The 11,649-nt window shown below is 63.9% G+C and carries 12 protein-coding genes; 9 read left to right on the top strand and 3 right to left on the bottom strand.

All coding sequences use genetic code 11. The features are described 5' to 3' along the window. Nucleotides 1-56: 56 nt before the first annotated feature. The 9 genes from LDL28_RS05035 to LDL28_RS04995 all read left to right on the top strand — a co-directional run bounded on the left by LDL28_RS05035 (nucleotide 57) and on the right by LDL28_RS04995 (nucleotide 8,060). A complete protein-coding gene (locus LDL28_RS05035; RefSeq protein WP_233057493.1) occupies nucleotides 57-1,352 on the top strand; it encodes a DUF445 domain-containing protein in 1,296 nt (431 codons plus the stop codon). A 122-nt stretch (nucleotides 1,353-1,474) separates the two neighbouring features. After that, complete coding sequence (locus tag LDL28_RS05030) at nucleotides 1,475-1,936, top strand: SUF system Fe-S cluster assembly regulator (protein WP_233057492.1); 462 nt, start codon at nucleotides 1,475-1,477, stop codon at nucleotides 1,934-1,936. Between the two features lie 22 nt (nucleotides 1,937-1,958). Next, on the top strand, nucleotides 1,959-3,449 hold the full coding sequence (gene sufB / locus LDL28_RS05025) for a Fe-S cluster assembly protein SufB (protein ID WP_233057491.1): 1,491 nt from the start codon (nucleotides 1,959-1,961) through the stop codon (nucleotides 3,447-3,449). Nucleotides 3,450-3,464: 15 nt separating this feature from the next. Further along, nucleotides 3,465-4,238 (top strand): Fe-S cluster assembly ATPase SufC, encoded by a 774-nt coding sequence (sufC, locus tag LDL28_RS05020; RefSeq protein ID WP_233057490.1) that lies wholly within the window; start codon nucleotides 3,465-3,467, stop codon nucleotides 4,236-4,238. Next, nucleotides 4,235-5,506, top strand: coding sequence for a Fe-S cluster assembly protein SufD (gene sufD, locus LDL28_RS05015; RefSeq protein WP_233057489.1), 1,272 nt, complete (start codon nucleotides 4,235-4,237; stop codon nucleotides 5,504-5,506). The genes sufC and sufD overlap by 4 nt, the downstream gene beginning before the upstream one ends. Beyond that, nucleotides 5,503-6,756 carry an aminotransferase class V-fold PLP-dependent enzyme gene (locus tag LDL28_RS05010; RefSeq protein WP_370636363.1) on the top strand — a complete coding sequence of 418 codons (1,254 nt, stop codon included), beginning with the start codon at nucleotides 5,503-5,505 and terminating at the stop codon, nucleotides 6,754-6,756. Before sufD ends, LDL28_RS05010 begins: the two co-directional genes overlap by 4 nt. A 7-nt stretch (nucleotides 6,757-6,763) precedes the next feature. After that, complete coding sequence (sufU, locus tag LDL28_RS05005; protein ID WP_233057488.1) at nucleotides 6,764-7,192, top strand: Fe-S cluster assembly sulfur transfer protein SufU; 429 nt, start codon at nucleotides 6,764-6,766, stop codon at nucleotides 7,190-7,192. Between the two features lie 7 nt (nucleotides 7,193-7,199). Beyond that, on the top strand, nucleotides 7,200-7,661 hold the full coding sequence (locus LDL28_RS05000; protein ID WP_233059191.1) for an SUF system Fe-S cluster assembly protein: 462 nt from the start codon (nucleotides 7,200-7,202) through the stop codon (nucleotides 7,659-7,661). A 21-nt stretch (nucleotides 7,662-7,682) separates the two neighbouring features. Continuing rightward, nucleotides 7,683-8,060, top strand: a complete 378-nt coding sequence (locus tag LDL28_RS04995) for an iron-sulfur cluster assembly accessory protein (RefSeq protein WP_233057487.1) — start codon at nucleotides 7,683-7,685, stop codon at nucleotides 8,058-8,060. Nucleotides 8,061-8,081: 21 nt separating this feature from the next. Here the strand turns inward: LDL28_RS04995 and LDL28_RS04990 are convergent, their stop codons facing one another. The 3 genes from LDL28_RS04990 to LDL28_RS04980 form a co-directional block, all read right to left on the bottom strand. Continuing rightward, nucleotides 8,082-9,356 carry a class I SAM-dependent RNA methyltransferase gene (locus tag LDL28_RS04990; protein ID WP_233057486.1) on the bottom strand — a complete coding sequence of 425 codons (1,275 nt, stop codon included), beginning with the start codon at nucleotides 9,354-9,356 and terminating at the stop codon, nucleotides 8,082-8,084. Nucleotides 9,357-9,383: 27 nt separating this feature from the next. Then, a complete protein-coding gene (locus tag LDL28_RS04985) occupies nucleotides 9,384-10,943 on the bottom strand; it encodes a DEAD/DEAH box helicase (protein WP_233057485.1) in 1,560 nt (519 codons plus the stop codon). Nucleotides 10,944-11,173: 230 nt separating this feature from the next. Further along, nucleotides 11,174-11,626, bottom strand: a complete 453-nt coding sequence (locus tag LDL28_RS04980) for a CopD family protein (protein WP_233057484.1) — start codon at nucleotides 11,624-11,626, stop codon at nucleotides 11,174-11,176. Nucleotides 11,627-11,649: the final 23 nt, after the last annotated feature.

Here is an 11,649-nt window from a genome sequence, read left to right as displayed (position 1 = left end):
GGGTGGGCGGCGCGTGCTGCTTGGGCTGGAGGCAAGACAATGGTATCACTGATGTCATGAACGGGATTGCACAGTCGGATCAGGATGCGCGGCGGGTACTGCTGCGTTACAAACGCTCCGCGACCGGGCTGCTGGGCGGCATGGCGGTGCTGACGGTGGCGGGCTACGCCCTGCCGCAGATGGGCTGGCTGGCGGACCGGCCCTGGCTGGAAATCCTGCGTTCGGGCACGAAGGCGGGCGTCGTGGGCGGGCTCGCGGACTGGTTCGCCGTCACCGCCCTGTTCCGCAGGCCGATGGGCCTGCCGATTCCGCATACCGCCATCCTGCCCGCGCAGAAGGAACGGCTGGCGCAGGCGCTGGGGCGGTTCGTCTCCACCAATGTCTTCACGGAAAAGGAGGTGGTGGCCGCCTTCACCCGCATCGACCTGCCCTCCATCTTCGGCAACATCCTCCAGGAACCGGAAACGGCGGAGATGGTCAACCGCGCGGTGCTGGGCTCCGTGCCGCACGTGCTGGACCGGCTGGAGGACGGGCGCGCGAGTCTCGCCATCGCCCGGATACTGCCCGTCCTGCTGGGGGGGGAAGAGATCGCGCCGGTCGTGACCCGCAGCCTGCGCGCGATGGTGGAGGGGGACTGCCACCAGGAGGTGCTGTCCTTCCTGCTCGTCCGGCTGAAGGAAGGGCTCAAGGCCAAGGAACCGGCCCTGCGCGCGATGATCGAGGACCGCGTGCGCGAACAGGGCGGCCGCATGCTGGGCTGGGCCATTGGCGGTTCGATCGCCACCAAGGTGCTGCTGGCGGCCAGTCAGGAACTCGACCGCATCGACCCGGAAAATTCGGAACTGCGCGAGGGGTTCACCACCTGGGTCCGCTCCGAGATCGACCGTATCGAACAGGACAGTGAGCGCAGGCGCGAGATTACCGACGCGGTGATGGGCGTGCTCACGCATGACAGCGTGCGTGGATGGAGCGGCGAGGTCTGGCGCCGCCTGCGCCGCATGATCGAGGAAGACATGCGCAAGGGGGAGACGAGCTGGGCCGCCTCCATCGTGCGCGACGCGCTGCACCGCCTGTCCGAGCAGATGTATCACGACGCCACCATGCGCAAGCGCATCAATGACGGCGCGCGCGGCATGATCATGGGGAGCCTGCCCTTCCTGCGCGAGCGGATGTCGCGTTTTATTTACTCGGTGGTGAATGGGTGGGACGCGGACAGCCTGAGCAACAGGCTGGAACTGAGGGTAGGCAAGGATCTCCAGTATATCCGGCTTAATGGAACACTGGTTGGTTTTCTGGCCGGGTGCGGCCTGTCCGTGCTATTACAGCTCATATTCGGAACCGGGATCGGGTAGGGTATGCCGGTATCGTACGATAGGACTTGACGACGAAGCGCAGGTAGCCCATCTGGAGACTTCAGGAAACAGTACTGTTTCGGTCCAATTAAAAAACCGGGCCGGACGTACGGGAGAACGGAATGCTGAAACTGTCGAAACTGACCGATTATGCCGTGGTGGCTCTGGTCCGGCTGGGACAGAAGGAAGGGGTCACGACCTCGCCTGTCCTCTCCCGTTCGACGGGCATTCCTGAACCGACGGTGGCCAAGGTGCTCAAGATTCTGGCAACGCAGGGTGTCGTGATCTCCCAGCGCGGTGCGCGTGGCGGCTACAGGCTGGCCTCCCCGCTGGAGGAGATCTCGATCGCGACCGTGATCCAGGCCATAGACGGCCCGATCTCGCTCACCACCTGCGTGGATGGCGGGGATTGCGACGCCCGCTCCACCTGCGGACTGGGGGAGCAGTGGGATGTGGTCAATTCCGCCATCCGCAACGCCCTGTCCACCATCACGCTGGCGGATATGAAGAACCATACCGTTACCGACAGGCTGGAAACCATGAGCACGCCATCCATGTTCATCGCCCGCGAAGTCACGGCCTGAACACGGAGTTGAGGAGAGAGCCATGCCGGCAGTAGCTGAAACCCGCAAGACGGTCGAAACCCTGGGTCAGAATACCTATAAATGGGGATTCGAGACCGATATCGAGATGGATATCGCGCCCAAGGGCCTGAACGAAGATACGATCCGTCTGATTTCCAGCCGCAAGAACGAACCCCAGTGGCTGCTGGAATGGCGGCTCAAGGCCTATCGTTCATGGCTGGAAATGCGCGAGCCGACATGGGCCAAGGTCCATTACCCCCCCATTGACTATCAGGACGTGCATTACTACGCCGCGCCACGCAGCAAGCCCGGCCCCAAGTCGCTGGACGAGGTCGATCCCGAACTGCTGCGTACGTACGAGAAGCTGGGCATCCCCCTGCACGAACAGGCGATGCTGGCGGGCGTGGAACTGCCGGAGGGGCAGGAAGCCCGGCCGCCCGTCGCCGTTGACGCGGTGTTCGACAGCGTTTCGGTCGCCACCACCTTCCGCAAGACATTGCAGGAAGCGGGCGTGATCTTCTGCCCGATTTCGGAGGCGGTGCGCGACCACCCCGATCTGGTGCGCAAATACCTGGGCAGCGTGGTGCCGGTCACGGATAATTTCTACGCCGCCCTGAACGCGGCGGTCTTTACCGACGGTTCGTTCGTTTACGTGCCCAGGGGCGTGCGCTGCCCGATGGAACTGTCCACCTATTTCCGCATCAACGCCCGCAATACCGGGCAGTTCGAGCGCACGCTGATCGTGGTGGAGGACGGGGCCTCCGTCTCCTATCTGGAGGGCTGCACCGCGCCGATGCGCGATGAAAACCAGCTTCATGCCGCCGTGGTCGAACTGGTGGCGATGGATGACGCCTCCATCAAGTATTCCACGGTGCAGAACTGGTACCCCGGCGATGAGAACGGGCGCGGCGGCATCTATAACTTCGTGACCAAGCGCGGCGCCTGCCGCGGCGCGCGCTCCAAGATTTCATGGACGCAGGTGGAAACCGGCTCGGCCATTACATGGAAATACCCGTCATGCATCCTTCAGGGCGAAGGGTCGGTGGGTGAGTTCTATTCCGTCGCCGTGACCAACAACCACCAGCAGGCCGATACGGGTACCAAGATGATCCATATCGGGCGCAACACGCGCTCGACCATCATCGCCAAGACCATCAGCGCCGGTCATTCCGACAGTACCTATCGCGGGCTGGTGCGGATGATGCCCAAGGCGTCGGGCAGCCGCAACTTCACGCAGTGCGACAGCCTGCTGATAGGCGACCAGTGCGGGGCGCATACGGTGCCGTATATCGAAAGCCGCAACATGTCCGCGCGTGTGGAGCATGAGGCGACGACCTCCAAGATATCGGAAGACCAGCTGTTCTATTGCCGCCAGCGCGGCCTGTCGGAAGAAGACGCGGTGGGCCTGATCGTGAATGGCTTCTGCAAGGACGTTCTCAAGGAATTGCCGATGGAATTCGCCGTCGAGGCGCAGAAGCTCCTGCAGATCAGCCTTGAAGGCAGCGTGGGCTAACAGGGATTGGGAAACGTGAGCAAGCAATTCGTAAGCATTGATGGCCTGTGCGCCCGTATTTCGGACGGTGGGACACACAAGGAAATCCTGCGCGGCGTCGATCTTCAGATCCCGGCGGGCGAAGTCCACGCGATCATGGGGCCGAACGGGTCGGGCAAATCGACCCTGTCCTACGTCCTTGCCGGGCGGGAGGATTATGAGGTCACGGGTGGGGGCGCCACTTTCAAGGGGCAGGACCTGCTGGCGCTGGAGCCCGAGGAACGCGCGGCGCTGGGCCTGTTCCTTGCCTTTCAGGCCCCGGTTGAACTGCCGGGCGTGAACAACGCCAACTTCCTGCGCACCGCGGTCAACGCCGTGCGGCGCGCGCGCGGGCAGGAAGAACTGGATGCCGTGGCCTTTCTCAAGGCCGTGCGCAAGGAGACCAAGCATCTTTCCATGTCGGACGAGATGCTCAAGCGCAACGTGAATGTCGGCTTCTCCGGTGGTGAGAAGAAGCGCAACGAAGTGCTGCAAATGCGCATGCTCCAGCCATCCTTCGCCATTCTGGACGAGACGGATAGCGGGCTGGACATCGACGCGCTGCGCATCGTGGCCGAAGGCGTCAATTCCCTGCGCGGGCCGGATTTCTCGGCGCTGGTCATCACGCACCACCAGCGCCTGCTGGACTATATCGTGCCCGACCGCATTCACGTCATGGCGAAGGGGCGCATCATCCACAGCGGTGGCCCCGAACTGGCCAAGCAGCTTGAAGCGCAGGGTTACGCGCGCTTCCTGGCGGAAGCCGCGTGAACGCGCTGACACCGGTCGGGGTCAATGCCGGCGCCTTTCTCGACCGGGGTGATGCAAAAGCGGGCGCGGGGCAGCGCAAGGCCGCGGACTTCCTGCGCCGCGCGGGCCTGCCGCGCGCCGGGGTGGAGGCGTGGAAATACACGACCCTGCGCATGCTGGCCGATGTGCCTTTCGCCCCCGCCCCACGGGATGTGGACGGGCACAGGATCGATACGCTCCTGGCCGAGGTCGAGACCATTTCCGGTCTGGGCGCGGGGGCGAACCGCGCCGTGTTCGTCAACGGCCATTTCGATGCCACCCGGTCGCGCCTGCCTGCCGATATACGGGTTTCGGGCTTTGCTGGCGGGGCAGGGGAAGACGGGATCGACCCGGCGGGCGATGTCACGACCGCGCTGAACACCCTCATGGCGCATGACGGGCTGGAACTGGTCGTACCCGCGGGGGTGGATGCCGGTTGCCTGCTGCTGGTCAGCATCGGGCTTACGGCGGATGACGCGCCGGTCTCGTTTCATCCGCGCCATCGCATCGTGGTGGAAAAGGGTGGCAGGCTGGCCGTGCTGGATGCCGCCGTCGGGCAGGGGTATTACCTGCATAATCCGCTCCATGACATTGCGGTGGCGGATAAGGGCTATCTGTCCCATGCCCGTATCCAGGCGGAAGGCGGGCTGGCGGTGCATCTTGCCGTAAGCCACGTAACCGTCGCGGCGGAGGGCGTGTACGACAGCTTCACGCTTACGCTGGGGGGGAGCCTGTCGCGGCATGAAGTGCATGCCGCGCTATCGCGGCCGGGCGCGCATGTGCATGTCAATGGCGCGCAGCTTCTGGCGGGCCGCCAGCACGGGGATCTGACCAGCGTGATCACCCATGCCGCACCCGGTTGCGTCTCGCGCCAGACGGTCAAGAATGTCCTGTCCGATCAGGCGCGCGGGGTGTTTCAGGGCAAGATCCTTGTGGAACGGATTGCCCAGAAGACCGATGGCTACCAGATGAACCAGGCGCTGCTCCTGTCGGATGGCGCGGAAATCGACGCCAAGCCCGAGCTTGAAATCTACGCCGATGACGTGAAATGCAGCCACGGCGCCACTGTGGGCGCGCTGGATGATGACCAGCTTTTCTACCTGCGCAGCCGTGGCATCCCGGATGATGTCGCGCGCTCCATGCTGATCCGCGCATTCCTGCATGATGTGGTGGACGAGATCGATGACCAGCGGCTGAAGGACAGCCTCAACCTTGCCGTGGAAGCATGGTGGAAGCGGGGGGCGGCATGATGGACCAGATCGTGACACGGGCCGCCGATGCCGCCGGAAGCCTCCGGCACGTCCGGGCGGATTTTCCGATCCTGTCGCAGAAGGTGCATGGCAGGGATCTGGTGTTTCTGGACAGCGCGGCCTCCGCGCAGAAACCCCGGCAGGTCATTGACTGCATGGCCGACACCATGCGCACCCAGTACGCCAATATCCACCGTGGCCTGTACTGGATGAGCGAGCGCACGACCGAGGCGTATGAGGGTGTGCGCGATCAGGTCGCGGGTTTTCTGGGGGCGTCGGCGCGCGAAGAAATCATTTTCACCCGTAACAGCACCGAAGCCATCAACCTGGTCGCGCATTCCTATGGCGCGCTGCTCCGGCCGGGGCAGGTGGTACTGATCTCGGAAATGGAGCATCACGCCAATATCGTGCCCTGGCAGATGCTGCGTGACCGCGCGGGGATCGAACTGCGCGTGACCCCCGTTACCGATGATGGCGCGCTGGACATGGAAGCCCTTGGGCGCAACCTGTCCGATGGCAAGGTGGCGCTGGTCGCGATCACGCATATGTCCAACGTGCTGGGCACGATCACGGATGCGCGGGCCATTGCCGACATGGCGCATGCCGCTGGCGCCAAGGTCCTGTTCGATGGCAGCCAGCTTGCCGTCCACCGTCGGGTGAACGTGCGCGAACTGGATGCGGATTTCTATGTGCTGACCGGCCACAAGCTGTATGGCCCGACCGGTATTGGCGTGCTGTGGGCACGGCGCGAGATACTGGATGAGATGCCGCCCTTCCTGGGGGGCGGGGACATGATTTCCACCGTGTCCTTCGCGCAGTCGACCTGGGCGCCCGTGCCGCACAAGTTCGAAGCCGGGACGCCCGCCATTATCGAGACCATCGGGCTGGGTGCGGCCATCAGCTATATCGAATCCATCGGCTTCGACCGGATCGGCGCGCATGAGGAGGCCCTGACCGCCCACGCGCTCGATGCGCTGGGGCAGGTGAACGGGCTGAAGGTGATCGGAACCGCGCCGGAACGTGGCGGGGTCATTTCGTTCACCATGGCGGATGTTCATCCGCATGACATCGCGACGCTTCTGGACCGTAACGGCATTGCGGTACGGGCGGGGCATCACTGCGCCGAGCCGCTCATGCGCAGGCTGGGGGTCTCGGCCACCGCGCGGGCCAGCTTTGGCATCTACACCACGCCAGAGGAAATAGACATGCTGGCCGCGACACTGGTGCAGATACGCGGTTTCTTTGTCTGACGGTGTGATGACTCAGGACGATCTGTACCGCACCGTTGTACTGCAGCGCGCCAAAGCCCCCCATTTCGCAGGCGCGCTGGCGGAAGCGAACGCGCAGGGGCAGGGGACGAATCCGCTATGCGGGGACCGGGTTCACCTTCATGCGGTAGTTGATGCGCAGGGACGTATCGACCGGATACGGCATGAAACCCGGGGCTGCGCCATTTGTGCCGCCTCCGCCGATCTGATGGCGGAGGGGGTGACGGGGCAGGAACCGGCACGGATCAGGCAGATCCATGCCGATCTCGCGGCGGCGGTGGAAACGGGCACGGCCCCGGAGGGACTGGGCGAACTTTCGGCGTTCGCCCCCCTGCACCGGCACCGTTCCCGTATCCGCTGCGCCATGCTGCCATGGACGGCACTGATTGAGATGCTCAATGATGACAGGGACAGGTGAAAGCCTCATGGAAGAGAAAAATCAGGTAGAGCCCGCCATCGGCATGGCACAGGGAGCCGGACCTTTCTCCCTTGAGGCCGAGGATACGCCCGTGGCCCGGACCGAACCCGTATCGACCTGGACGCCCGATGGCGAAAAGCCGCCGGAAGGCAGTACACAGGCCACCGCGCCGGATGAAGATGCCGTCATCGAGGCGATCGCGACCGTGTATGACCCTGAAATTCCGGTCAATATTTATGAACTTGGGCTGATTTACGCCATTGACCTGCATGATGACGGGTCGGTCAAGGTTGAAATGACCCTGACGGCCCCCAATTGCCCCAGCGCGCAGGAACTGCCCCTGCAGGTGAAGGAGGCCGTGGAAAAGCTCGATACGGTCACCAGCGCGACGGTGGAAATCGTGTGGGAACCGCCATGGGATATGTCGCGCATGAGTGAAGACGCGCGCCTCGCCCTGAACATGTTCTGAACCCAGCAAGGGGAACGTGCCATGACCGAACAGAATACCGTGACCACCAAGGCCCCCGCCCGCCGTGCGCTGCCGCCGCTCCTGTCACTGACCGACCGCGCGGCGCAACGGCTGGAGACCCTGTACCGGACCAACCATGCGGGGCACCTGCTGCGCATTGGTGTTTCGACCAAGGGGTGCTCCGGCAATGCCTATGACATGACCTTTGTCGAACACTCCGGCCCCGGTGATGAGGTGGTGACGGACAAGGGGGTAACCCTGCTTGTCGACCGCAAGGCGACCCTGTTCCTGATCGGCTCGGTCATGGATTATGAGGTCAAGGAGCTTGAGGCGGGCTTTACCTTCACCAACCCCAATGAAAAAGGCCGCTGTGGTTGCGGTGAGAGCTTCCATGTCTGAGCATGGAAGCACCAGCGCAACCTAGCGTCTGGCGTGCCGTGTCGTGCCGGGCAGGGTCAGCACGCATACGGACTCCACCTCCGCCGACCACAGGAACTGGTCAATGACCGTCAGGCTCTCCAGCCGGTAGCCTGCCTGCCGGAGTGGGGTGAGATCGCGCTGGAGTGCCACGGGGTTGCAACTGATATAAATGACATGCCGGGGCCTGCCCGCCACGATCTGCGCCATCTGCGCCCCCGCGCCGGCATGGGGTGGGTCCAGTACGACCGTAGCCGCCTTGGCCAGGTCGGCCGCCATGACAGGCTGGCGGTTGAGATCCCGCAGCGCGGGCAGGACCCGGGTGCCCCCGCTGGCCTGCTTCAGGCATGCGAAAGCCGCGCGATCCCCTTCATAGGCATTGACCTTGGCATGTTCCGCCAGTGCGAAGGACAGGGTGCCGCAGCCTGCGTATAATTCGATGATGCCAGCCTTCAGCCCCTTGCGCGGCAGGCCAGCCAGAACCGCGGTCTTGATCGCGGCTTCCCCATCACGCGCCACCTGAAGGAAGGCGCCGGGCGGGGGAACAACGCGCGCAGTGTCAAAATGATGAAAGACCGGCCCGGTCAGTGCCAGCGTTTCCGGCGGCTGGGCGCGCAGGGAAATGCGCGGTATGCCGTGATTTTTGCCGAACTGGGCCAGAATCCGCCGGTCATTGGCGTCTGGCGTGCCATCCAGCGTAATCAGCAGGTCAGGCCCGCTATCGAGCAGGTTGATCTGGAGGTCACCCCCCGCATGCACCGCTGGCAGCGAATGCAGCATCTGCCGTAGTGGTGCAAGCAGCGCGAAGAGTGCGGGGTCCAGCACCGTGCACTGGGTCATGTCCACCACATCGCCGCGACGGCGGTGGAGGCCAAGGACAATCCGCCTGTCCACACGGCGAAAGGCCAGGTCAACGCGCCGCCTGCCATAGGGTGCGACCTGGTGGGTTGCCGGGGCGGGAATGGTCGCGAATCCGGTGCGTTGCAGCGCCTCGACCACGCGGGCGGTTTTCCATGCCGCGATCGCGGGCAGGGCCATGTGCTGAAGGCGGCATCCGCCACAGGTACCGGACAGGTGGCACGGCGGCGCCACCCGGTCGGGACCGGGGGAGACAACCTGCTCCAGCGCGGCATGAACGCCATTTCCGCCAGCTAGTAGGACTTCATCCCCCGGTAAGGTGCCCGGTATGAACACCCGCCCCTGTGGGGTCTGGGCCACGCCATCCCCATCATTGCCGAGCGCCACCACCCGGATGGCCTCGGCCACTGCGTTTTCCATTATACGATCGCTTGAAGGACGGACGGCTTATTCATCCGCCGGGATGACGGTCTTCTCACGGCGCGGAAGCTGCATGAAGGCCGGAATATCCTCGCCAAACCCGACGATGCCATGTTCGGGCGCGGCTGGCAGCAGCCCGGAATCGCGCCGTGAGGGCGCAGCCGCCGTATCGGACTTGCGGCTTTTGCGGGGTGGCTTTTCGGCAGGCGCGGCAGGGGTGGCAGGTGTTGCCTGCGGTGCCGCCGGAGCCGCGCCACGCTGTGCCGCGCTGTCATGACGGGACTTGCGCCGGCCGCCAGCGGCGCGCGGTTCAGCGGACCAGTCCTGATTATCCACGCCATTGACCTCGATTCGGGGGATGGGCTTGCCAGTCAGCTTCTCGATCGCCTGCGCCAGACCTTCCTCATCGGGGGTGGCCAGGCTGTAGGCATGCCCGGTGCGGCCCGCACGGCCGGTGCGGCCGATGCGGTGGACATAATCCTCGGCATGGAAGGGCAGGTCGAAATTGAAGACATGCGACAGGCCGCCAATGTCGATGCCACGCGCCGCGATGTCCGAACAGACCAGGATCTGCAGGCTTCCGGTCTTGAACGCCTCAAGGGTGGCGAACCGTGTGGACTGCGGCAGGTCACCATGCAGGGCGCCTGCGGAAAAACCATGCTTGATCAGTGATTTGCACAGAACATCCACATCGCGCTTGCGGTTGCAGAACACGATGGCGTTCTGCATGTCGGCCCCACGCAGCATCTTGCGCAGGGCGCGGCGCTTGTCATGGGCATCCACGATCGCAAGGCCGGTCTCGATGGTGGTGGCGACGGAGGAAGGGCGGCTGACCGTGATTTCCTTCGGGTTGCTCAGGAACATATCGGCCAGCCGCCGGATTTCCGGCGCCATCGTGGCCGAGAAGAACATGGTCTGGCGTAGCGGGGAGAGCATGCTCACGATCTTCTCGATATCGGGAATGAATCCCATATCGAGCATGCGGTCCGCCTCATCGATCACCAGCAGGCGCGTCTGTGTCAGCAGCAGCCCGCCGCGTTCGAACAGGTCGATCAGGCGGCCGGGGGTGGCGATCAGCACGTCAACGCCCCGGTTGAGCACTTCCTTCTGCTCGGCCATGCTTTCGCCGCCGATCAGCAGCGCGTGCGTCAGCTTGAGGTATTTGCCGTAATCGACAAAATTCTCCGCCACCTGCAGGGCGAGTTCACGCGTCGGCTCCAGAATCAGCGAACGCGGCATGCGCGCGCGGGCGCGGGAGCCGGACAGAATCTCAAGCATGGGCAGGGTGAAGGACGCGGTCTTGCCGGTGCCCGTCTGGGCCACGCCCAGAACGTCGCGCCCCATCAGCACATAGGGAATGGCCTGGGCCTGGATGGGGGTGGGATGACGGTATCCCATCTCATCTATGGCCTGCTGGATGGGTTGGGACAGGCCGAGTTCGGAAAACAGGGGCTGGGCCTGTTCCGGGCTGGCTGTTTCTGCTGGCGTGTCACTGGAGGCGGCCCCGTCGATGCTGGCGGCGGGAACTGCGGCTGCCGCCGTCTTTGCGGAACGTGCGGGGGCGGAGGAAGTTTTTTTGGCGCTCAAATTACTCTCGAACATATCAGCAGATGGATATGGCCCCGTCCGATTGCCACCGTGTCGCGCTGTATCAGGCTGCCGTCCCTGATGTACCTGCAGCAATGCAGGGAAGGGGAATGTGACATGACGGGGACAGACCCCTCATGCGCCACATTCCCTGTGCCTATCCACCTTTGCAATGGAAATCAAGGGGGCGTGAGCGTTCAGTCCCGTAATTCCGGGCGGGGGCCAGAAATTCAGAAAGGATGGGCCAGGCAGGCCGCGATAATGGTCAGGACGCCCAGCCCGGTATTGAGCACGATCAGCGAACGGATCGAGTCGAACACGCCGGGCTGCGGGCGGATGGCGCGGCGGGCCTTCTGGTAGGGGCCGAAATAGATGCGCGCGAAAATCCCCGCCATGATCAGCCCGAAAAGCTGCATGACGTTGATCTGCCATGGCATGACCGCAAACCCGCCATAATGAAAAATCAGGAGCCAGCCCGTAACCAGCACCGTAGGCATGGTATGCCATACGATGCGGAAGAAGCGGCTCAGCGTCTGCAGGTGGATCGAGGCGCGCTGTGTCGCGTCAAGCAGCCCGAGGCTGGGCTTGAGTACGAAGGCCGCATAGATCATGCCGCCGACCCATGCCGTCATGCCGGTAATGTGGAGTGCGAGCACAAGGCTCCAGACTATGGGGTGGGACACGAGGCCTCCTTGCCGGGGTATGG

The sequence above is a fragment of the Komagataeibacter sp. FNDCR2 genome (assembly GCF_021295395.1).
Taxonomy (GTDB): Bacteria; Pseudomonadota; Alphaproteobacteria; order Acetobacterales; family Acetobacteraceae; genus Komagataeibacter.
The sequence above is the reverse complement of the archived record's forward strand: the minus strand, read 5'-3'. Positions and strand labels throughout refer to the sequence as shown.